Raw genomic sequence first — 23508 nt, 5'->3', positions numbered from 1 at the left:
GCAAGAGGGAGCGCGCAGAGTACTCGACGAAACCTTGGCCGAGCTGAATACGCTCGATACTTGCAAAGATGAACTCGACCGCGTACTTGGAACCGCCCGCGACTGGCACGGCAGACTGAAGGACTCCTTAGCGGCGCTACGCAACCTGCAACAATGTGTCTCCCTGCTCGCGGAAGCTGAGACAGCGGCACAACAAGCGGGCAGGCTACGAAGCGAATCTGAAACGTTGCGGACTCGCAATCGCGAGGAACTCAAGCGTGCCCGGGAGGGCTACAAACGCGCTGCCAAGGGGCTCGCCGATCTGCAGCAGGGCATCGAAGAGTTGCATCGCCGGGCTGCTGCTTATCGTCAGGCAATTCGACGGCTACGGGAAGCCGAGGCGCATTTGCAGACCGTACCTTTGCTTCCTGCGCAGTTCGCCGATCAGCTTATGTCGGTACGCCACATGCTCGAATGCGTCGATCAGGAACGTCGGGAGGCAAGGACGCGCCTGTCCGATGCGCTGGAGCATCGTGCGCGTCATGAGCAGCTCATGGAGGCTGTGTGGCGGCTAGCGGGACGGGATGTCGAAATCACCGCTGCGTACGATGTGGCCACCGAAGCGGTGCACCGTCATCGGACACTGAGCGTACTTGCCGAGCAGCTTCCCGACATTGAGGCGAAACTGGCCGAAGCGCAACAGCTGCAGGCCCGGCAGGCCCGGGTGTGTGCAACGGCGAGGGAGCTGGGCGTGGTTCTCACCCAGGCGCCTGCCATTGAAGTCGTCGACGCGTTGCTGAGTGATACTGAAGTCGAGCAATCCACACATGAACAGGCACAACGGGCGGCCAATGAAGAACTTGCTGAGCTACGGCGCCGGCGTGAGGAGCTGCAGCAACAGCATCGGCAGTTAATGGCACGCGAGCCGCAATGGCAGACTTTGGCGGAGTGCGCCGTCCGCATTTCCGATCACCTCGATACCCATGTGACGGACCGGGCCAGTCTGGATGCAGCTCGTGCCTGTTTGAGCACAGAGCACGCCGAGGCAGCCCGGGTCGAACAGGGGGCACGGCATGTACAGGAGCAGCTGCTCCGGGACGCACGTGACCTGCTGTCGGCCGGCGGGCCGTTCTCGCCCGCGTTGCTGCAGCTCAAGGACAGGCTCGGCGCCGAGCTGCTGGCTGGCAGCTACGAAGAAGTGGCGATCGAGGAAGCGGCTGTGCTGGAGGCCCGACTTGGCCCCCTGGCACAGGCACTGGTCGTCGATGATCCCGCTGCGGCAGCTCGTGCCTCTGTCGACCGGCCAGAGGAACTGACAGACGTGCTACTGGTGTCACGTGATGCCGATCTCTACCGTCTGGCCGATTCCTCCGACACTACGATGGCTAACGAAGGTGATTTGCTCGTCCAGGAAGGGATTGCCCTGCGTATGTCGCGTATTCCTGCCAAGCCGCGGCTGGGACGGCGTGCGCGCGAGAGACGGGCGGCCGAGCTGCAGGCGCAGGCCGAAGAGAAAACGTTCGAACTAGAGAATGCGAGGAGCCAGCGCCGCACGCTGGAACGGTTGCAGGAGAATGGCGACACGCTGCTCGCCGGGCTGGAGGTCTGGCTGGCAGGTGACCCCGCGGACGCCATCATCGAGGTGCAGCAGGCGATCGCCTTGGTCGGTGAACAGATCGAGCGACAGAGCGACATGGCTGATCGCCATGCTGCGGCTGCACAGGCACTGCAACCCCGTATTGGCAGGCTGCGTTCGCTGTTGGCCGAGGCGATTCTGCTTGATCCTCCTGACCACGGCGAGCGGGCGCAGATACTCAGTGAAAGGGCATCGCAGGCAGGCGAGGCCAGGGACTGGGTTACCGCCAACCAAGAGGATGTTCTGTATGTGGAGAACGGACTTGGTGATTTGCGCCAGCTTCCGTTGTCGGACACGGACATAGAGGATCTGACGCGCCACGCCGACACTCTGGAAGGCCGGCGCCGGCAACTCGATGCAGGGATCGAAGCCCTCGAATACCTGTGCGACAACGCTGAGGCGCTCGCCTGGGAGGAAGCGCCGCGCCGGCTCGAAGGCTCGCAGGAATTAATACCGGCCCTGAAGGAGCAACTGAGCGAAGCGGAAGGCTTGCAAGAGGCAGCCGAGGAAAGGGTGAGCCAAGCTGAGGCATGATATGACCAAATTACCGAGCACTTCCAAGAAGTGGAAGGCCGACGTCAAATCGCCAGTCAGGAGCATGCGGCTGCTACGACTCGATTCAACGGGATAGGTATCCCTGCTCCGACGGAAGAAGCGGTAGTGGATGCAGCTAAAGAGGTCGTACGGCAGGAAGAATCGCTGCGTGCTCTGGAGCACCGACGACAGGAATTGAATAGAACCGTCGGTACGCAGCAGGAAGCCCAGCGAGCAGCGCAGGAACGCCTGATCGCAGCCGATGAGAAACTCGCCAGCGAGCGCCGTGAGGCCGAGCCTGCAACGAGGCGGTGGAGTGAACTACATGATCGGGCACAGCGCCACGGCCTCATAGGCAATCTACTCGGCAATGATCCCGACGGGCCAGGCAGTATCCGCGGCCATGTCAATCTCGTACAGATCGCGACAGCGCGGCGTGACGTCTTGCTAGAACGGTTACACAACGCACGAGGCGGGGACGCTCTGCTCGCTGAGCTTGAACTGGTACGAAATCCATCGGCAGACGCCGCTTTCGCTGATCCTATTCTTGAACTCTGGCTGGCTGTGCGCGACTGGCTGCGCCACCGCCTGCCGGCACAGGTAGCCGAGGTCGATGACCCGCGCGAAGCACTCATCCGGCTGCGCGACCAACTATCTGACCTCGAAGAGCGTCTCGCCCGTCAGGAAAGCGACCTGCGTGGAGCTAGCGAAGACGTAGCACGAGGCATTGACGTACAGATCCGCAAGGCGCGTGGCCAAGTCACTCGCTTGACCAAGAATCTAGAAAAGGTCAGCTTCGGCAGCATTCAGGGCATCCGTGTGCGCATGCAGGCTGTCGAACGTATGGAGCAGATCCTTCGCGCCCTGCGTGAAGGTGCGGCCCAGGAGCTGCTGTTCCAGGCGGACATGCCGATCGAGGAGGCGCTCGACGAAATCTTTCGTCGCTACGGCGGTGGGCGCTCAGCAGGGCAGCGTCTGCTCGATTATCGGGAATACGTGCATCTGCAGGTGGAGATCCGTCGCAAGTCCGGCACCGAGTGGGAAGTCGCCAACCCGACACGTTTGTCGACCGGCGAGGCGATCGGTGTCGGTGCTGCGTTGATGATGGTAGTTCTCACCGAGTGGGAGCGCGATGCGACCTTGCTGCGCGGTAAGCGCGCTCACGGTTCGCTGCGTTTCCTGTTCTTGGACGAAGCCAACCGCCTGTCGCCAGACAATCTCGGCGTCTTGTTCGATTTGTGTCAGACATTGGATCTGCAGTTGATGATCGCGGCTCCCGAAGTGGCGCGTGCCGAAGGTAATACGACGTATCGCTTGGTGCGCCAGGTGACGCCCGAGGGGCGCGAGGAAGTTCTGGTGTTCGGTCGTCGCACTAGGAGCGTAGGCTAATGTGGCAGACGCCGCAGCAGCGCATCGCTCTGCTCGAGTTGCTGGTGCAGGGGACGCTCAAGCGCCGCGCCTCACAGGTGAAAGCGTATGACACTCTGGCAGAACTATCCTGGATCCGCTCGACCGGCCGGCGTGATCAGATTGCCTTGGTAGAGGCTCGCCGCACTGAACTCGTTGCGCTGCTTGAGCGGGTATGGCCGGACTGGCAGGAAGCGCTGGCGGCACTTACAGCGGGAGGGTTTTCTCCCACGCCTGATGGTTGGACTCGCTTGGAAGATGCGCGCCGCGCAGGGCGGCTTCCGGCGCTGCCAGGACGTCTCAATCGCCGGACTGCAGCCGCGCTAACCGCGCCCCACTCCAAAGCGGTACTGACGCCGCGCCGGCTAGCCGCGCTTGCCGGCACCGAGGCGACCCACGACGGATTGTTACGCTTGCGGCCACCGCGTGGATTGGTGGCACAGACCGAGCAGGGTGTCCTGGATCTATGGAAGCTTGCCCGTTTTCTTGGTGAAGCACCGATCCCGGAGCGGGCCTTCCTTGATGGCCTCACCTTGGAAGGTCCCTTGCGAGCGGTCTTGCTGGTGGAAAACTCTGGCGCTTGGCGTGACCTGCCGATGCTGGACGGATGGCTTTTGGCTCATGTCCCTGGCTGGGACATAGCCACTGTTGTGCATCTACTCGCTCAGGTGCAGCCCGAGGTTCCTGTCGTTCACTTTGGTGATCTCGACCCGAACGGCGTACGAATCTTCCTGAAACTACGAGAGCTTCGGTCGGATCTGTGCTGGTTCGTTCCATCCTTCTGGACCGAGTGCGTCGAGCCTAGGAAGTTGAAAAAGCCATGGCCTGCTGGGCTTGATCTTCGTCATGCGCCCAAGCTGGTGCATGATCTCGTGGACAGAGGTCTTTGGTTGGAGCAGGAGCCTTTGGTGGTCGACTCTAGGATGAGAAGTGCTCTTGAGTCGATCATTCAACTAGTCGCCGATTGAGGGGCTCGAAGGACACCGGTGCTCAGGGATGCGCAACGAGTTGTTCCACCTCGTCGACGATCTCAGCTGCGGTGCAGCCCAGGGGGTTAGCTAGCTTGATTAGGGTGGTGATCGTTGGCTGGTTGATGCCCCGTTCCATCAGGCTGACGTAGTTACGCTGCAATTCCGCCTCATGGGCCAATTGCTCCTGGGTGAATCCTGCTTCGACACGCCGTCTGCGCAGGACCTTTCCGAACGCCAATCCGACTTCCACAGATGACTCCCCAAAAGGGAGGACTATCTGGGCGGCGTCATCTCTGGTCTTCACAGTATATTGTGAATTTGGTAAAACGTGACCTCATGGCATGACGTCACCCCAGCGAATTACAGGGCTGCCTTCCTACATGCCGTCTTCGTAATCGGCTGGGCGGTTGCAGGAGCTGAGTGCAACACGGTTATTGGATTGAAGCTGGCGCATCATGCCGCACAGCCATGGCTTCCTGCATCACTTCGCCCATGACTTCGATCGGACATTTGAAATCGAAGCGTTTACGGGGGCGCATATTCAGTTGCAAGGCGATGGTATTCAGCTCCTCCTGGCTATGTACCGATAAGTCTGTGCCCTTCGGCAGGTACTGACGGATCAACCCATTGATGTTTTCGTTGCTGCCGCGTTGCCAGGGGCTATGCGGGTCGCAGAAGTAGATCGCCACTCCGGTCTGCTGGGTAATTTCGGCATGCTGCGCCATCTCCCGCCCCTGGTCGTAGGTCATGCTCTTGCGCATCACCAGCGGCATGCCATTGAGCGCTGCACTGAAGCCTTCCACCGCCGAGGTCGCCGTCGCGTCATTCATCTTTACCAGCATCAGGTAGCCACTGCTGCGCTCGACCAGGGTGCCCACCGCAGAGGCGTTGGCCTTGCCCTTGATCAGGTCACCCTCCCAATGGCCCGGCATCAGCCGGTCTTCGATCTCTGGCGGGCGCACATGGATGCTGACCATATCGGGAATCTGGCCACGTCGATCCACACCGCCAGAACGCGACCGGCGATCCGTTTTCCCCTGGCGCAGGCAAACGATCAACTCCTTGCGCAACTCGCCTACTGGCAGTGCATAGATCGCGTTGTAAATCGTCTCGCGACAGACGTAGGCGTCTCTGAGGCTGGGTATGTTCATGCGGCGCAGCTTGCCGGCAATCTGCTCGGGAGACAAACGTTCACGCAGCATGTGGGTCACCAGCTCAAAGCGTTCACTGCCTGGCAAGAGTTTGCGTTGGGGGCGACAGGCCTGACGACGGGCCCGCATCTGCTGCTGGGCGGTACAGGCCAAGTAGCTGGCACCAGAGCATCTATTGCGACGCAGCTCGCGGCTGATGGTCGAGGGTGATCGTTTGATCAGGCCGGCAATCCGACGCAGGCTGAAGCCTTGAGCCTGGCCGAGTTGAATGGTGATGCGTTCTTCGATGCTAAGTTCGTGATAAGACATAGGGGCAGCACCTTACCGAAAGGGTCAGGTGTTGCACTCAGTTTTTGCCGCCGCCGTATGCTGGTTCGGAACTGGCGGACGTGAGGCCGAGGAACGACGCGTGCAGATGCTCCTGCGCCAGCACATGCCGCTCACGCCGTAGCAGACCTGGAACAGCATATCGCCGAATGCCGGCAGCGCTAGTTCGCGACCTGGCCGGCTGGTATCCGTTATGAACTGTCTGGATGGCAAATCACCCGACTGCCCGAGCAGTTGGGGGCAGTTCGCCACGCTGGACGAGGCACTGGAGGGGGTTGAGGATCGGAAATATGGCTGGCCGCGTTGAGCCCGTATCGGTTGATAACCCAGCCCGTTTTCCGCGCATGCGCGGAAACGGATCATCAGCGTCTCACCTGAAATTCTGCAGTCTCGTAAAAAGCCAGCCTTCGAAAATGGGGACTCCTCGCGTGCATTAGTCACTATGTGAACATGAACGTGAGGCACCAATGAAAAAAATCCAGCTTTCAAAAATAACGGGAATGCACTCAGAAATAATACGCTTGGAACAAGAGCTGGACCTGGCACCAACCAAGGTTCCGGATCGCGAGTTAATTCCTATTGCTCTGGCAGAGAAAATAAACATGGCTCATCCACTGATTGTCGTTGGCGAGGATGAATATTGCTGCATAGGTAGAGCCGTACTGTATCGCTGGATGGCTGCTCATATGCCAGCCAGCACACAGGCTTTCTGCATTGAATTCAATAAATCCTATTCACGGGAAGATATCAGAAAACAATTCCTCATCGAGAGGCTTGTTGGTCCTGCCCTGTTTCAGACAAGGCCGCAGCAGGTCAAGGTGCTGTATGAACTTGTTTCTAACAATAAGAGCCTGTGGCCCAATCAGTATCGCAGCTATGCGCATCTTTCAAAGATGACAGGAGTAAAGCCAATAAAAGGAATCAAGCCGAATGGAGAGTATCGATGAAAAACAACGAGCGCATATTGTCCCTTGCGAAGGAGGCGGAGCAGTCGGGCAGGGCGGTTAAATATATTCTGGACTTGATGGATGCACATCCAGATCTTATCGACTTGCCGAGGATATCCATGGGCTTATAAAGGCATTAAACGCCTCGGAAGTCGAACCAAAATTTAGTTTCGACGGTATCGACAAGGCGGTTCTGCTAAGTACGTGCAAATGGATTGCTTCACTGGGGGCTCAACCAAACATCGAAGCTTTGTTTGGTAAAAGTTTTTGGCTTGGAAACCCACCCCCTATCCGAAATCCTGTGCTTAACCAAGGCGTAAAAAAGTTTGGATTTCCTTACGCAGCTATCTGGCATGCGCCTCGCGATTCTGAAAATGAGCAAGACTACTATCGATTGCTTGCGCAGCTGCTATCTGTTTTTCAGCGACGAAATACAGATAGGCTCCAATCGCAGCGGTACGCTGTTTTTTTAGATTTGCGTCGGCTGTGTGATTTAAAGCAGATCGACATTCCGGATCAATTGAAAATATGGGGAGAAACCGATGCGTTTGTAAGGGCGTGCCGGATTTTTCATCCTCAAGAAAACGAATCTGAAAGCTCAAAAGCCCTAAAGTCAATCTGCCGACTGGTTGCATACTGTAGTGGCGACGAACCTAAAGTCAGATCTGGGGGAGGTGGGCATCATGGCCCACGCCCAAGACTCACAGGTCCAGAACTATCTCACTTCATCGCAGACAATCCATTGGGGTTTGCCCTTGCAGACCCCGATGATCCCGACCAGCTACCGGGCTACTACAGCATTTTATGGGAGCCAACCGGATCAGTAGACGGAGAGCTGGCACCAGAGGAATTATCTTCGGAAACCGAGATTTGGCTACTCGATGATGATGGCTGCGAACGGCCGTATGTCGCAGATCTTCTGAGCCAGCAGGCCATTGAGGCTCATATCGTTCGCAGCCGACAATATGTGCCTTTTTCGTATAACCAATTCACCCTGTCGGAGCTGCGAGATCTGTTGTTCGGTGCCAGCGATCTGTTTTATGCGTGTAGGCAAGAACTTGGTCACACGCAGGACACATCCGGGCTGCGGCGCAGGATGGAGGCGATCCTCATGATCCATGTTTGCCTGTGGCTGGGGCAGCCTGCTGCCCAGATATTGGAGATGACGGTGGCGGACAGCACAGCGGAGGACTCTGATGGGTTGATTCTCATTTCTGGGGCGCCTGCACAGTTCAGCATGATCGTTCGGCGGCCAGAGCTGGTGGGTGATGATCGTTGGCAAGCTACTGCGGGAATTCGACGCGCAGCGTTACGAATTCTGCTGCCTGATCTGGCTGGCAGCTCAGCCATGGTCGACGCTCTCCGAGAGGCCTTTCCTCCCTCATCTAGCCTCGTATTCACATGTCAAGCCAATGAACTCGAAGGCGAGGTGAAAGCGGTTTTGCATCAGCTGGGTGGAGGTGACCGACGATTCACGCTGAACAAGCTGCAGAGCTACCTGTTCCACCAGCTCGTATCAGATACGCATGACGTAGCTGCGGCATCGATGCTCTCCGGCGTTACGATGCCTTCGGCACAGACACCGCGCTATTACCTGCAACTCGATGCTGACTATCTACGCCAGATCTATGTGGACTCGTTGGAGCGAGTACTGCAACAGGTTTATGCCTGTGCCGGCCTGGCGTACGAACCCATCGAGTTCAAGCAGACTCAGCAAGGCGGATTAGGTGCGACCCACTGCCTGTTGCCCGAAACCATTGAGGGCAATGTGAGCGCGATGGCAGAGGTGCTGCGCAAAAAGCCGATGGGTCGCCTCAGCGAGATGCTCGTCTGGCACAACTGCTACACCCTGTGGACTGTGCAAATGTTCATGCTAGTGACAGGTTGTAGAGCGATTCGTAACCCTCTGCTGTTTATCGATGAATTCGATGCGGACCTAGGCATGGGCGCGCTTTCTGACAAGGACAGCGGTGATCGTCATATGAGCCGCTTGATTTGCATGCCACCCATGTTGAGGCGGCAAATCGCACACTACTTTCTGCATTGCGCAGCCATCAGCCAAGAGCTGACGGGCTACCTGCCACAGGATGATGGGGGCGGCAGATGGTCGCGTGGTTTTTTTCTGCGGATTACACCGACCGGCTGGCGTCGGGATGAGATCACCCCATCCCGTATCTATAGGCAAATGAAGCTGGTGCCTGGCTACACCACGCATCGAATCAATGGCTACCGAAAGTTCCTCCGCACCGAGCTGACTGAACGCGGCTGCCCTGCCGAGCCCTTAGCCGCGTTCATGGGGCACTGGCTTCGAGGCGAGGAACCATTGGATGCGTACTCATCGTTCTGTCCAGCGACATATGCCAGGACGATTGATGAGTGGATTACTCCGCTGTTGAAGGAGCTGGGCTGGTCCGCACTCGCTAGCTCGTGGGTGACGGAATGAACAACATTCGTCTGAGTGATCCGTTCCAAAGTGCCATCTGGGCCGATCGGGAGCCGGACTCACTGGCCGATACGCGGAATCGCTTGAGAGCGATAGCAAAGGAATCCGGAACGCAATTTGGGAAATTGCTGTTGGGCGAATGCGCCATGCGCGGAATCTCGACTGAGCATGTCCGCGAGCTGGAATCCCACCTGGGTATGGATTATCCGCTACGCAATATGCTGCGCCGCATTACCCAGCGGTTAAGGCAGCAGATTCCGAGATTCCCGCTTGCGCGAATCGCCATCGCTATCAAACGCGCAGCGAATCCGATCAATCCCGACCTCTACACGGCCGAACGTCTCCTGCACAGCCATCAGGTGCTCCAAGCCCTGCGGCAAGGTCTAAAGCTCAGCCTCGACTCGCTCGATGCGGAAGAACGCATCGGCCTGTTACTGCTGAGTTCAGCCTATTGCGGCGGCCTGATGGATCTGGCTCAGCTGAACGCTGTGCTCGAGGTGCCGCTGAAAAGCATCGAATGGCTGGCAGGTATCCCGGAGATCCGCCTGCCACTCTCGATCCGCGGCACGGACGAGGCCGAGTACCGTCAGTGGTTCCCTGACCCGGCCACGTTGGCGCTGCTGATCCGCTGTGCGGATGATGTTCGCGCAAGGAAGGAGCAAGTGCAGCGTAAGGGTGGAAAGCTCCGGTGCATCCACTCCTTTTTGAGAGCGGCAGGCATGCCTGAGCAGGATCTGCCTCGCAACCTGACCGAGCTGCTGGATCTGCTGCGAATGCAGATGCAATTGCGCCTGTCCCAAATGCTGGTGAATTTCGCCTGCCGGCAAGCGTTCGTCTCCCAATCGATACGCCCGTCAAGCTGGGGCGACATGTTCGGCCATGCCGATCTGGAAGACCCAGCCGGAGCCTATGGGGATGACAATCGTTCGGATACCGCCAAGGATCCCGATGCCCCCGACTGGGTGCTGGAGCTGTGCCAGCGGATCCGGGCAGGCGAATCTAGCGAGATACCACTGCAAACCGAGGCTCAAGCAGAGCTCGCCGATCTCGTCCAAGGCTGGACCGCATTTATGCTCAATGGAGCATCAGCATACGGCCATGACATAGGGCGCAGCACCATCGCCCGCTATGCTCGACTGCTCGGTCCCGCGTTGGTTTCGCAACTGGATGGCGCGAGCATTTTCGAGCTCGAAACTGATGCCCTGGAAATCGTTTATGAGTCGGCGTTGGAGGCTCAAAGCACTGACGGCAAACGGCGCACCCTGGCCAAAGCCATCCATGAATTCCATTTCTTCCTGCAGCGCCGCTACAGCTACCCTCCCATCAGTCCCTACTCTCTGCTGGGCATCGGCAAGGGCGTGACCCGAGTGGATGCACGCATTCTCAGCGAAGATCAGTACCAGTCCGTGCTGCAAGCGCTCGGCACCTGCGGGCTGGAATTGCGAACGCCACAGCTGGTCACTGCAGCCAGACTGTTTCTGATTCTGGGGTTCAGACTGGGGCTACGACGGAACGAGGCTTTGAAGCTGCGCCTCTGTGATCTGCACCTGCCCGAACTGGCTACAGAAGCGAGTGCGCGCATTCAAAAACGGCATCCGAACATGCGCAAGCTGTCCAGCGAGGAGCTGGCTGGGCTGGAGCTGCCGGTCGATCTGCTCATTCGTCCTCATGCACAGCGCGGGCTGAAAACCCAGAATGCCGTCCGGCGACTACCGCTACGCGTGCTGCTGGAACCTGATGAGCTCCAGCTGCTCATAGACTGGTATCGACAGCGCCTAGAGGAGGAGGCTGCAAATCCAGCCTCGGAGTACCTGTTCTGCATCCCGCAGCTGAAAACTCTGTGGATCAGTGAGAGCAGCCTGCTTCCTGCTTTGCACGGATGCATGCGTGCGGTCACTGGCTCTGAGAGCGTGCATTACCACCACCTGCGCCATTCCTGCGCCACCTGGTTGTCGCTCAAGCTGATGGCGTCGCTCGGCGAGTTCTCACCGGAAATGATCTTCCGCGATCTGCCCCAGACCATGCGCTGGCTGAGAGATGACCTCAGGCTGCGCAGCGCGCTGTTCTCTGCCAAAGGCGGCCCTACCCGGCGCATCGTGCATATCGTCAGCGCCATCCTTGGCCACGGCAGCCCGAAGACCACGTTGCTGCACTACATCCATAGCCTGCCTCAGATCATGGCAATGGCTTGGCAGTGGAGTCCTCGAAACTGGCTGTTCAGCGCCTACAACATCGCCTCGATTGCCGGCGTGAGCAACCCACCATGAAGGCCGAGCCCAGCGACGGTGTTTCTGTAGATTGCCAGCAACTGCTCGATATCATCGGTCGGATCAAACCGCTGAAAGAGCGCAGGCGAGCCCGGCAAAAAGCACCCCGGAACCAGGCTCAGCAGGTAGAGCACAACTGGGCGATTGAGCGGGTTCGAACGATCGAGTCGATGCTGGCCTATGCCTCGTATGCCGAGCAGACAGGTCGCCAAGTCAATCTCGATTGGCTCGAGTTCTCTGCTGAAGATCGGGCGCTGATGCTGGAGCGGGCGCGCTATATCCGTGATATGCAGCAGCCCTCGCGCACCAACACTCCAAGACCGAAGCACAGGCTGCAATCCACCCTGCATGCCAACGATCCCTCATATACCTCGCTGCTACCCACACCTCCGAAGCACGGTGGCAGGGACGCAGTGACCGAGTACGCACAGCGCCTGTACGAACTGCTCGAAGGCCCCGACAGCGAGCGTGCCCAGCGAGTGATCGATGACTTCGTCGAGCGCTGCTGGACGACGGAAACGACGCTGCGCTTCTACTGCGATCGTGATGAGGAGCATGCGCGGGCTTACCTGTGGCTGCTCACCGCCATTGGCATCCCCGCCCGCGCCATAGAACTGATCATCTACGACACCAACAAGCCCAAGACCACCAAATCCTATTGGCGCCAGAGGCTCGGAAACATCCGTCGACCGTTCAGCCAGCATATGCCCGAGAACCCGGATGTGGAGAACCTTCATCTGGGCATCCGGGCGCAGCTCAAGCTGCCGGACGAGCAAGGCAGAACCTCCATTCTGGTTCGGCTTTGCGCTACCTGATGCTGATGGCTTCCATCGACTGGCACTTCCGGGGCTGAAGACATCCGGAAGGCAGCTCAGCCTTCCGGGTCCTCCTGTATCTCCAGCAGATCGCTTACCTGGCAGTTCAGATACCGACAGATCGTCTCCAAGTCCTTCAGTTCAACCCTCTGCGCGGTCTCGTGGTAGAGCCGCGTCAGGGTTCCCCGGTTGATGCCGGTATCTCGTACCACATCACTGATCTTCAGCTTCCTCTCTCCCAGTAGACGGGACAGATGGCACTTAACCATTCTTCTCTCCTGAAAAATGATCTTCTAGAGATCATTTTTTCCTTGCATAGCTCAAAAAAGACGTTATATTGATCTGCAGGAGATCATTATGAGGCTCAAGAAGCCCATAAGGCTCCTCTGTAGTTCAATTTAGCAGAGAGGGCATCGCCATGTCTCACACCTACCTGACCACTGAAGAACTCGCTACGCGCATGAAGTACGACGTGCGCACCATCCGCAACCGCCTGAAGGACTCGGTACTGCTCGAAGGCATCCATTACTTCCGCCCCTTTGGCGGCCGCAAGATCCTGTTCATCTGGGAAGCCATCGAGGAGGACATGCAGAAGTACTCCCGCACCTCCAGCCTGGTGCCGATGGCAGGTGGAGGTATCTGCCATGGGTAAGATCCGCGCCCGTTCCGACAACCAGAAGCTGTTCTTCGACTTCACCTACCTGGACAAGCGCTGCCGTGAGCAGACCACGCTGCCTGATACACCGGCCAACCGGAAAAAGCTGGAGAAGATCCTCGAGCGCATCGAGGCTGAAATCACGCTGGGCAGCTTCGACTACGCCACCTACTTCCCGCAGAGCGGCAAGGTACAGGAGTTCGAACGGCTGCAGGCTGGCTGCGCACTGTTGAAGACGCCACTGTTCAGGGACTTCGCCGAACGCTGGTTCGAAGAAAAGCGCGTGGAATGGCGCGATACACACACCACGACGGTGCGCCAGACGCTCGACAAGCATCTGCTGCCGGCATTCGGCAAGAAAGAGGTCAGCGCCATCACCAAGGCAGAAATCCTGTCCTTCCGCTCGGCACTCGGCAAAGTTCCCGGGCTGAAGGGTCAGGCTCTGTCAGCGACGCGAATCAACCACATCATGACGCCATTGCGCATGATCCTCAGTGAGGCGGCTGACCGCTTCGAGTTTACTTCACCGTACATCAACATCAAATCGCTGAAGGTCCCCAAGACCGATGTAGAGCCGTTCACCCTGGAGGAGGTGCTGCAGATCCTCGATGCCGTGCGCGAGGACTTCCGCAACTACTACACGGTGCGCTTCTTCACGGGCATGCGCACTGGAGAAATCGATGGCTTGCAGTGGAAATACGTCGACTTCCAGCGACGGCAGATCCTGATCCGCGAAAGCTGGGTCGGTGGCCGGCTCGACTATACGAAGAATGACGGCTCGCAGCGCGAGATCGACATGTCGGGACCGGTGTACCAGGCCCTGCTCGATCAGCGACAGAAGACCGGTGCCGGCCAGTTCGTCTTCTGCAACCGGGAAGGCACGCCCTACGCGTACCGCAACATCAACAACCGGGTCTGGTACCCACTGCTTCGCCACTTGGGGCTGCGCCAGCGGCGCCCTTACCAGACGCGCCATACCGCAGCGACCCTGTGGCTGGCCGCCGGTGAAAACCCGGAGTGGATCGCCCGGCAGATGGGCCATACGACCACCGAGATGCTGTTCCGCGTCTACTCGCGCTACGTGCCCAACCTGACCCGACGTGATGGAAGCGCCTTCGACAACCTGATCCAAGCCAATCTCAAGGCCTGAGGAGTACCCACATGAAACTGATCAAGCGCAACAACGTCATCCAGCTGCACCCGTCGACGGAAGCTCGCGAGCACCAGTACCTGAAGCATCTGGCCTCGGCCATGGGCCACTATCTCGAGAACCCCAACGGCACCGAACTGGTCTGCATCCTCGGTTCCGGCTATGAGAAGAACAACCGCCTGGCGCTCGATACCTGGGTCGCCTACCACCGCAACGAGGTCTTCGAAACGCGCCTGGAAGGCCGCAGCCCGCTGGACTTCCTGATCGCGAAGCTGGAAGACCTGCTCACCAATTGAAACGACGAAGGGGCTGAAATGCCCCTTCATTCTGTCTGATACCCCGAGCACGAGATTTCATCCCCGCACCGACTCCTTTGGTTAAGATGCTGCGTTTAGCCTGCATGCCCCCGGCATGCCCAGGCTGGCAAGCGTTTTGACACGGAGTATCTGCAGTGAACCACACGGTCCACAACAAGCTGGTTTCTTTCATCTGGTCCATTGCCGACGACTGCCTGCGCGATGTCTACGTGCGCGGCAAGTACCGCGACGTCATCCTGCCCATGGTGGTGCTGCGCCGGCTGGATGCCCTGCTGGAACCGAACAAGACCAAGGTGATGGAAGAGCTGGCCTTCCAGCAGGGCGAGATGGGCCTGACCGAACTGGACGAAAGTGCCCTGCAGGCCGCCTCCGGCTACGTGTTCTACAACATCAGCAAGTGGACACTCAGCCAGCTGCACAAGACCGCCACCAACAACCAGCAGATCCTGCTGGCCAACTTCGAGGAATACCTCGACGGCTTCAGCGGCAACGTCAAGGACATCATCCGGCGCTTCAACCTCAAGGCCCAGGTGCGCCACATGGCCGCCAAGGACGTGCTGCTGGACGTGCTGGAAAAGTTCACCTCGCCCTACATCAACCTGACCCCCAAGGACATCGAGGACCCGGAGGGCAATCGTCTGCCGGCCCTGAGTAACCTGGGCATGGGCTATGTGTTCGAGGAGCTGATCCGCAAGTTCAACGAAGAGAACAACGAGGAAGCCGGCGAGCACTTCACCCCGCGCGAAGTGATCGAGCTGATGACCCACCTGGTGTTCGACCCGATCAAGGATCGCCTGCCGACGGTCATGACCATCTACGACCCGGCCTGCGGCAGCGGCGGCATGCTCACCGAGTCGCAGAACTTCATTGAGGAGAAGTATCCGGCGCAGGGCATCCAGCGCGACATCCATCTCTACGGCAAGGAAATCAACGACGAGACCTACGCCATCTGCAAGTCGGACATGATGATCAAGGGCAACGACCCCGCCCACATCCGTCCCGGCTCCACCCTGTCGGTCGACGAGTTCGCCGGCAGCCGCTTCGACTTCATGCTCTCCAACCCGCCCTACGGCAAGAGCTGGGCCAGCGAGCAGAAGTTCATCAAGGAGGATGGCGAGGTCATCGACCCGCGCTTCAAGGTCAGGCTCAAGGACTACTGGGGCCACGAAGAAGTGCAGGACGCCACCCCCCGCTCCAGCGACGGCCAACTGCTGTTCCTGATGGAGATGGTCAGCAAGATGAAGGCGCCGGGCGAGACCGGCATCGGCTCGCGCATCGCCTCGGTGCACAACGGCTCCAGCCTGTTCACCGGCGACGCCGGCGGCGGCGAGAGCAACATCCGACGCCACATCATCGAGAACGACCTGCTCGAAGCCATCATCCAGCTGCCCAACAACCTGTTCTACAACACCGGCATCACCACCTACATCTGGCTGCTGTCGAGCAACAAGCCGGCGCAGCGCCGCGGCAAGGTGCAGCTGATCGATGCCAGCCTGCTACACCGCAAGCTGCGCAAGAACCTCGGCAACAAGAACTGCGAGTTCGCCCCCGAGCATATCGAGCTGATTACCCGCACCTACCTAGAGCTGGCCAGCATCGACCGCCCGGCCGGCGGCGACGGCATCGCCGCGCGGGTGTTCGACAACCGCGACTTCGGCTACCACAAGGTCAGCATCGAGCGCCCGGACTGCCGCAAGGCGCAGTTCAGCGCCGAACGCATCGAAACCCTGCGCTTCGACAAGGCCCTGCGCGAGCCCATGCAGTGGATCTACCAGCAGTGGGGCGAGGCGGTGTACCAGGACGAAACCCTGGCCCAGCAGCAGAAAGCCATCCTCGCCTGGTGCGAGGAACAGGGTCTGGAGCTCAACGCCAAACAGCGCAAGAAGCTGCTGAGCCCAGAAACCTGGGCCAAGCAGTCCCTGCTGGTGACCGTGGCCAACTACCTGATGCAGGCCATCGGCACGGACGAATTCGACGACTTCAACCTGTTCGCCAAACAGGTGGACAAGGTGCTCAAGCAACTGGGCAAGGAGGCCGGCATCAAGCTCGGCGCCAGCGAGCGCAACCAGCTGCTCAATGCGGTGAGCTGGTACGACGAAAACGCCGCCAAGGTGATCCGCAAGGTGGAGAAGTTCGACCGCGAGCAGCTGGCGGCGCTGCTGCAGCGGCTGGGCTGCAGCGAGGCCGAGCTGCCCGACTTCGGCTACTACCCCCACGGCAAGCCCGGCGAATTCGTCACCTACGAGTCCAGCAGCGACCTGCGCGACAGCGAGAGCATCCCGCTGGCCGACTCCATCCACCGCTTCTTCAAGGCCGAGGTACAGCCCCATGTCGAGGAGGCCTGGATCAATCTGGAGTCGGTGAAGATCGGCTACGAGATCAGCTTCAACAAGTACTTCTACAAGCACCAGCCGCTGCGCAGCATGGAAGAGGTGGCGCGGGAGATCGTCGCACTGGAGCGGCAGGCTGAGGGGTTGATTGCGGAGATTTTGGGGCTAGAGAGCAAGGATTTTTCGGGGGTAGCTAATGATTGATTCGCGCCCTGATAGCAGCTCCTATGCGCTTATTAAGGACTCTGGTGTCGAGTCATTAGGCAGGATTCCGCAGCACTGGAAAATATCAAGATTCCGCAATCTATTTTCCTTTGATAAAGGATTGAGCATAACCAAGGAAAACCTTCAAGATGAAGGTGTCCCATGCATTAACTATGGTGATGTTCACTCCCGATTTGGCTTTGAAGTCAACCCAGAGTATCACGCATTGAAATGTGTGAGCCAAGACTTTCTCAAAGAAAATGCGAGATCTCTATTGCGTATTGGAGACATTATATTTGCTGACACCTCTGAAGACATTGATGGCTCTGGGAATTTTTCTCAACTAACTGATGGGAATCTGGTTTTTGCTGGCTACCACACAATTATTGCCAGACCCATTGGTGTTGCCGTTAACCGGTATCTGGCTTATCTATTAGACTCTGTAGCCTTTAGAGTCCAGATCAGACGGGCTGTTAAAGGCGTAAAAGTATACAGCATCACAAAGAGCATTCTTAAAGAGACTTCTGTTTGGCTACCTTCGGCGCTTGAGCAGGAATTTATTGCTAGTTATTTGGACCGCAATCTTATTGGTGTAGATCGGGCAATCCAAATCAAGGAAGGCCAGATCGAGCTACTGAAAGAGCGCAAGCAGATCCTGATCCAGCAGGCCGTAACCCGTGGCCTTAACCCTGAAGCGCCCATGCGGGACTCCGGTATCGAATGGATTGGTGAGATTCCGGCGCACTGGTCGATAAAGCGAGCCAAGTATATTTTTCGCGAAGTAGACGAGCGCTCCCAAGATGGGCAGCAAGAGCTACTCTCCGTTTCTCACCTGACAGGGGTCACTCCGCGCTCAGAGAAAAATGTCTCCATGTTCATGGCTGAGGACTACACCGGTTCAAAAATGTGCCGGAAAGATGATCTTGTATTCAATATCATGTGGGCATGGATGGGGGCTCTGGGTGTCGCTGATCGTACCGGAATCGTGAGCTCATCCTACGGTATTTTCAGGCAGTTAAAGCCCGGAACACTCAATCCGCAGTATCTCGAGATGCTGCTGAAGACTACAACCTATATCGAGCACTACAACAAGGTCTCGACAGGCTTGCATTCTTCACGCCTGCGTTTCTATGGGCACATGTTCATGGCCATGGAAATCGGTTTTCCAAGCCGCGAAGAGCAGGATTCGATAGTAGCGCATCTTGATATTGAGTCGGAAAAGATAAATAAGGCGACTGATCTGCTGGAGCAGCAAATCGGCAAGCTCAAGGAATACAAAGCCACCCTGATCAATAGCGCCGTGACCGGCAAGATCAAGGTGCCGGGGGTGGTGGAGCCCGAGATGCAGGACGTGGAGGTGGTCTGATGGATGCTCTGCAGCAACTGCAGCGCTTGCTTGCCGGCAACGGCGAAAGCGAGGTGGTGGAGTTCAAGGAAGCCAAGAACAATTACGACTTCGACAAGCTCGGCCGCTATTTTTCGGCACTGAGCAACGAGGCCAACCTCAAGGGGCTGCCCAGCGCCTGGCTGGTGTTTGGTGTAAAGGATAACCAGCAGGTGGTGGGTACACGCTATCGCGAGCAGCCCAAGCAGTTGCAGTCGCTGAAGAAGGAAGTGGCCGACAAGGTCAGTCAGCGCCTGACCTTTATCGAGATTCATACGGTTCTTCATCCCGCTGGCCGGGTGCTGCTGCTGGAAATTCCCGCCGCCCCCCAAGGCCTGCCGGTGGCCTGGGAAGGGCACTACTATGGCCGCGATGGTGAATCCCTCGGCCCGCTATCGCTCGAAGAGATCGAGCGCATCCGCAGCCAGAATCGCCAGCGGGACTGGAGCGCAGGCATCTGCCACGACGCGACCCTAGATGACCTGAGCGACGAGGCTATTGCACTTGCTCGCCGCGAGTACGCCACCAAGCATCCTCGACTGGCTGCCGAACTGGCGAACTGGAGTAACGAGGTCTTTCTCAACAAGGCCAAGCTGACCATCCAGGGGCAGATCACTCGTACCGCCATTCTGCTGCTGGGCAAACCTGAGGCGGCACACTGGCTCAACCCTGCCTCGCCCACCATCACCTGGATTCTCAAGGATCGCGACGGCCTGGAGCGTGACTACAAACACTTTTCCTGTCCGTTGCTGGTCGACGCCAACGAGGTCTACCGCAAGATCCGCAACCTGAAGTACCGCTACATGTCGGATGGATCGCTGTTTCCCGAGGAGGTCGACCAGTACGATCCTTTTATCATCCGCGAAGCGCTTAACAATGCCATTGCCCACCAGGACTATGAGCTGGGTGGCAAGGTCACTGTGGTGGAGTTCGAGGACGGACGGCTGTGCTTCAGTAACCCCGGCACCTTTATCCCCGGCTCGGTGGAGCAGGTAATCCACTCCGACGCACCGGAAACCCGCTATCGCAACCGCTTTCTCACCGATGCCATGGTCAATCTGAACATGATCGACACCATCGGCAGCGGCATCCGCAAGATGTTCCTGATCCAGAAAAACCGCTTCTTCCCCCTGCCGGAATACCAGCTGGAACAAAACCGCGTGCAGGTGACCATCACCGGGCGCGTACTCGACATGGGCTATGCACGCAAGCTGGCCGAGCTACCCAACCTGACGCTGGACGACATCATCCTGCTGGACCGAGTACAGAAGCGAAAGCCGTTGACCGATGCACAGGCCCGCCACCTCAAGCAGCAAGGGCTGATCGAAGGACGCAAGCCCAACTTCCATATTTCTGCCCAAGTGGCGCGGCACAGTGATGACATGGCCCTGTACATCCGTACCCGCGGTCTCGACGATGCACACTACAAGAGCCTGATCTGCGACCTGATCAAGCGGTCCGGCTCGGCCAGACGTGCCGATATCGACAAGCTGCTGCTAGACAAACTCCCCGAGGTTCTAGACCAACAGCAGAAGGCCAACAAGATCAAGAACCTGCTGCAGGCCTTGAAGAATCAAGGGGTTATCGAGCCACAGGGTAAGCTCTGGAAGATATCTAAGCAGTGACGCCTAGACATCTTCAGACATTTCTAGACATTTGTACCCTGCGCCAGCCCAGCTAGGCGGCGGCGGGCGAATCAGGCACAAGGAAGCCGGCATGGTGAGCAAGACCAACGAACAGGCACTGGAAGCAAGCATCGAGAAATACCTGACCGGCACCTGCCTGGAAGAGCAGGCAGCGATCCGCGACAATGCCGCCGAGCAACCTTTCAGCCCACACCATGGCTACCGACTGGGTCGCACCCAGGACTTCAATGCCCGCTACGCGGTGGATACCCGCTGGCTGTGGCAGTTCCTCCAGGACAGCCAGGGCGATGAGCTGGAGCGCCTCCAGCAGCGTTATGACGACTGGGATCTGCGCATCCTCGAACGCTTCGACCGGCTGGCGAAGAAGTACGGCATGCTGCATCTGCTCAAGCGCGGCCTGGCCATCGACGATGTGCACCTGCACCTGATGTACCCCGCGCCGCTGGCCAGCAGCTCGGAGAAGGTACGGCACAGCTTCGCGGCGAACATCTTCAGTAGTACCCGCCAGGTGCGCTACTCCCTGAGCAATACCCTGGAAGAGATCGACATGGTGCTCTTCATCAACGGGCTGCCCTTCGCCACCCTGGAGCTGAAGAACCCCTGGACCGGCCAGACCGCCCGTTATCACGGGCAGAAGCAGTACCGCCAGGATCGCGACAGCAGCCAGCCGCTGCTGCAGTTTGGCCGCTGCCTGGTGCATATGACGGTGGACACCGACGAGGTCTACATGACCACCAAGCTGGCCGGTGCCGCCACGTTTTTCCTGCCGTTCAACAAGGGTCACAACCACGGTGCCGGCAACCCGCCCAACCCGACGGGGCACAAGAGCGCCTATCTGTGGCAGGAAGTCTTCAGCCGGGAAAGCGTGGCCAACATCATCCAGCACTTCGTACGCCTGGATGGCAGCAGCAAGACGCCGCTGGCCAAACGCACGCTGTTCTTCCCGCGTTACCACCAGCTGGACGTGGTACGGCGCCTGGTGGCCCATGCCAGTTGCAATGGCGTGGGCCAGCGCTACCTGATCCAGCACTCGGCAGGCTCGGGCAAGTCGAACTCCATCACTTGGGCGGCCTATCAGCTGATCGAAACCTACCCGGCCTCGCCCGAGGTGGCCGGAGCCAGGGGCCTGGATGTGCCGCTGTTCGACTCGGTGATCGTAGTGACGGACCGGCGGCTGCTGGACAAGCAGCTGCGCGAGAACATACGCGAATTTTCGGAGGTGAAGAACATCATCGCCCCGGCGCTGAAGTCTGCGGATCTCAAGCTGGCACTGGAGCAGGGCAAGAAGATCATCATCACCACCATCCAGAAGTTTCCCTTCATCGTCGATGGCATCGACGACATGGCCGGCAAGCGCTTTGCCGTGATCATCGATGAGGCGCACAGCTCGCAGGATGGCAGCTCCCACGGGAAGATGAACAAGGTGATGGGCAGCGACGAGCAGGACGATGCCCAGGAGAAGATTCTCAGCGCCATCAAGAAGAGCAAGATGCGCGGCAACGCCTCCTACTTCGCCTTCACCGCCACGCCGAAGAACAGCACCCTGGAGAAGTTTGGCGAGCAGCAACCGGACGGCAGCTTCCAGCCGTTCCATCTGTACTCCATGAAGCAGGCCATCGAGGAAGGCTTCATCCTTGATGTGCTGGCCAACTACACCACCTACAAGAGCTATTACGAAATCCAGAAGTCCATCGAAGGGAATCCGCTGTTCGACACTCTGAAAGCGCAGAAGAAGCTGCGCGCCCATGTCGAACGCAACCAGCAGACCATCAACGCCAAGGCGGAGATCATGCTGGAGCACTTCATTGCCCACGTGGTGAACCCGAAGAAGCTCAAGGGCCAGGCGAAGGGCATGGTGGTCACCCAGAACATCGAGGCGGCCATCCGTTACCACAAGGCCATCAGCCGGTTGCTGGAGGCGCGAGGCAATCCGTTCAAAGCGTTGATCGCCTTCTCCGGCGAGAAGGTGATCGATGGCGTCGAGTACAGCGAGGCGCAGATCAACGGCTTTGCCGAAGCGGACACTCGCGACAAGTTCGACAGCGACGACTACCGCCTGCTGGTAGTCGCCAACAAGTACCTGACCGGTTTCGACCAGCCCAAGCTGTGCGCCATGTATGTGGACAAGAAGCTGCAGGATGTCCTCGCCGTACAGGCGCTGTCGCGCCTCAACCGAGCTGCGCCGAAGTGGGGCAAGAAGACTGAGGATCTGTTCATCCTGGACTTCTTCAACTCGGTCGAGGACATCAAGAAGTCCTTCGATCCCTTCTACACGGCCACCAGCCTGTCCAGCGCGACGGACATCAACGTGCTCCATGAGCTCAAGGATCAACTGGACGAGGTCGGCGTCTACGAGTGGCCGGAGGTAGAGAGCTTCGCCGCACTGTATTTCGACAACGCCAATGCCGAGCAACTGAGCCCGCTGATCGACACGGCCGTCGAGCGCTTCGATGGGAAGCTTGAACTTGAAGAGGAAGCAAAAGCCGACTTCAAGATCAAGGCCAAACAGTTCGTGAAGATCTACGGCCAGATGGCGTCGATCATGCCCTACGAGATCCTGGCTTGGGAAAAGCTCTTCTGGTTCCTCAAGTTCCTGATCCCGAAGCTCAAGATCAAGGACAAGGACGCAGACGAGATCGATGCCCTGCTCAATGCAGTGGACCTGTCCTCCTACGGTCTGGAGCGGATCAAGCTCAACCATGCCATTGAGCTGGACGACTCGGAAACCCAGCTCGACCCTGCCAATCCGAATCCTCGGGGCGCGCATGGCGGCGAGCAGCAGAAAGACCCCCTGGATCAGATCATCCAGACCTTCAACGAACGCTGGTTCCAAGGCTGGGACGTCACTCCCGAAGAGCAGCGCGTGAAGTTCCTGAGCATCCTGCAAGGCATCCAGCAACACCCGGACTTCGAGGCCAAATACCAGCAGAGCCAGGACGAGGACCACCGGACCCTGGCTTTCGAGAAGATCTTCGAGGAAGTCATGCTGAAACGCCGGCGTCAGGACCTTGAGCTGTATCGGCTGCTGGCCAGCGATGCTGCCTTCAAGTCCTCCATGCAACAGAGCATGCGGGGCTTGCTGCGGTAATGGTCCAGTGTGGCGAATACATAATGCCTCGTCCTGACAGACTCAAGTGATAAAAATAGGTCGACAGCTGCCAGTCTCGAGCGGCTGCTGTCGGCCGATTCTGTTGAAAAAGTCGGCTTCTGAGAGAGCTGCTTATCAGTAGCTCAAAAAAACGCTCGATTTCGGCATTGCTACGTAAAAACTAAGGCAGCTCTGTCTTCTGAGCGCACCAGATTTCAACGTCGCTCGCGCTCTTTTATGGGCAAAAAACGCGAGGG

Annotated in this window: 16 protein-coding genes and 1 pseudogene; 14 read left to right on the top strand and 3 right to left on the bottom strand. The window is 58.4% G+C overall.

Annotated elements, in window-relative coordinates:
• The 3 genes and pseudogenes from BAY1663_RS25440 to BAY1663_RS17335 all read left to right on the top strand — a co-directional run.
• Nucleotides 1–2149 (top strand): annotated as a pseudogene (locus tag BAY1663_RS25440) (chromosome partition protein MukB); the annotation flags it as partial.
• Between the two features lie 126 nt (nucleotides 2150–2275).
• The gene (locus tag BAY1663_RS25435; protein WP_256206850.1) at nucleotides 2276–3538 is read left to right on the top strand and encodes an SbcC/MukB-like Walker B domain-containing protein; all 1263 of its coding nucleotides are present in this window, start codon (nucleotides 2276–2278) and stop codon (nucleotides 3536–3538) included.
• Nucleotides 3538–4524 (top strand): Wadjet anti-phage system protein JetD domain-containing protein, encoded by a 987-nt coding sequence (locus BAY1663_RS17335; protein WP_003302600.1) that lies wholly within the window; start codon nucleotides 3538–3540, stop codon nucleotides 4522–4524. The genes BAY1663_RS25435 and BAY1663_RS17335 overlap by 1 nt, the downstream gene beginning before the upstream one ends.
• A gap of 22 nt (nucleotides 4525–4546) precedes the next feature.
• Here BAY1663_RS17335 and BAY1663_RS17330 read toward each other — a convergent pair whose 3' ends face one another.
• Nucleotides 4547–4777, bottom strand: a complete 231-nt coding sequence (locus tag BAY1663_RS17330; protein ID WP_003302599.1) for a helix-turn-helix domain-containing protein — start codon at nucleotides 4775–4777, stop codon at nucleotides 4547–4549.
• Nucleotides 4778–4958: 181 nt separating this feature from the next.
• The gene (locus tag BAY1663_RS17325) at nucleotides 4959–5987 is read right to left on the bottom strand and encodes an IS30 family transposase (protein ID WP_037043102.1); all 1029 of its coding nucleotides are present in this window, start codon (nucleotides 5985–5987) and stop codon (nucleotides 4959–4961) included.
• A 485-nt stretch (nucleotides 5988–6472) separates the two neighbouring features.
• On the opposite strand from BAY1663_RS17325, the gene BAY1663_RS24070 reads away from it, so the two are divergent.
• From BAY1663_RS24070 to BAY1663_RS25425, 4 genes are all read left to right on the top strand, one after another.
• Nucleotides 6473–6952, top strand: coding sequence for a hypothetical protein (locus BAY1663_RS24070; protein ID WP_036999595.1), 480 nt, complete (start codon nucleotides 6473–6475; stop codon nucleotides 6950–6952).
• A 301-nt stretch (nucleotides 6953–7253) separates the two neighbouring features.
• Complete coding sequence (locus BAY1663_RS25430; protein ID WP_238164707.1) at nucleotides 7254–9395, top strand: hypothetical protein; 2142 nt, start codon at nucleotides 7254–7256, stop codon at nucleotides 9393–9395.
• Nucleotides 9392–11662, top strand: coding sequence for a tyrosine-type recombinase/integrase (locus BAY1663_RS17310; RefSeq protein WP_256206848.1), 2271 nt, complete (start codon nucleotides 9392–9394; stop codon nucleotides 11660–11662). The genes BAY1663_RS25430 and BAY1663_RS17310 overlap by 4 nt, the downstream gene beginning before the upstream one ends.
• Complete coding sequence (locus BAY1663_RS25425) at nucleotides 11659–12477, top strand: hypothetical protein (protein WP_256206847.1); 819 nt, start codon at nucleotides 11659–11661, stop codon at nucleotides 12475–12477. Before BAY1663_RS17310 ends, BAY1663_RS25425 begins: the two co-directional genes overlap by 4 nt.
• 56 nt (nucleotides 12478–12533) lie before the next feature.
• Here BAY1663_RS25425 and BAY1663_RS17305 read toward each other — a convergent pair whose 3' ends face one another.
• On the bottom strand, nucleotides 12534–12746 hold the full coding sequence (locus BAY1663_RS17305) for a helix-turn-helix transcriptional regulator (protein WP_003302572.1): 213 nt from the start codon (nucleotides 12744–12746) through the stop codon (nucleotides 12534–12536).
• Between the two features lie 149 nt (nucleotides 12747–12895).
• On the opposite strand from BAY1663_RS17305, the gene BAY1663_RS17300 reads away from it, so the two are divergent.
• From BAY1663_RS17300 to BAY1663_RS17270, 7 genes are all read left to right on the top strand, one after another.
• On the top strand, nucleotides 12896–13129 hold the full coding sequence (locus BAY1663_RS17300; protein ID WP_003302571.1) for a hypothetical protein: 234 nt from the start codon (nucleotides 12896–12898) through the stop codon (nucleotides 13127–13129).
• Nucleotides 13122–14282 carry a site-specific integrase gene (locus BAY1663_RS17295; protein WP_003302569.1) on the top strand — a complete coding sequence of 387 codons (1161 nt, stop codon included), beginning with the start codon at nucleotides 13122–13124 and terminating at the stop codon, nucleotides 14280–14282. Before BAY1663_RS17300 ends, BAY1663_RS17295 begins: the two co-directional genes overlap by 8 nt.
• 11 nt (nucleotides 14283–14293) lie before the next feature.
• Nucleotides 14294–14578, top strand: coding sequence for a hypothetical protein (locus BAY1663_RS17290; RefSeq protein WP_037043099.1), 285 nt, complete (start codon nucleotides 14294–14296; stop codon nucleotides 14576–14578).
• A gap of 155 nt (nucleotides 14579–14733) precedes the next feature.
• On the top strand, nucleotides 14734–17133 hold the full coding sequence (locus tag BAY1663_RS17285; protein WP_037043097.1) for a class I SAM-dependent DNA methyltransferase: 2400 nt from the start codon (nucleotides 14734–14736) through the stop codon (nucleotides 17131–17133).
• Nucleotides 17126–18499: a restriction endonuclease subunit S gene (locus tag BAY1663_RS17280; protein WP_051497177.1), complete on the top strand. Its 1374-nt coding sequence runs from the start codon at nucleotides 17126–17128 to the stop codon at nucleotides 18497–18499. The genes BAY1663_RS17285 and BAY1663_RS17280 overlap by 8 nt, the downstream gene beginning before the upstream one ends.
• Nucleotides 18499–20142 carry an RNA-binding domain-containing protein gene (locus tag BAY1663_RS17275; RefSeq protein WP_037043096.1) on the top strand — a complete coding sequence of 548 codons (1644 nt, stop codon included), beginning with the start codon at nucleotides 18499–18501 and terminating at the stop codon, nucleotides 20140–20142. Before BAY1663_RS17280 ends, BAY1663_RS17275 begins: the two co-directional genes overlap by 1 nt.
• Nucleotides 20143–20233: 91 nt before the next feature.
• Nucleotides 20234–23251: a type I restriction endonuclease subunit R gene (locus BAY1663_RS17270; protein WP_037043093.1), complete on the top strand. Its 3018-nt coding sequence runs from the start codon at nucleotides 20234–20236 to the stop codon at nucleotides 23249–23251.
• Nucleotides 23252–23508 lie beyond the last annotated feature (257 nt).

It is taken from the genome of Pseudomonas sp. BAY1663 (assembly GCF_000582595.1).
Classification (GTDB): Bacteria; Pseudomonadota; Gammaproteobacteria; order Pseudomonadales; family Pseudomonadaceae; genus Stutzerimonas; species Stutzerimonas stutzeri_AF.
This window is presented reverse-complemented; position numbering and strand designations above follow the sequence as displayed.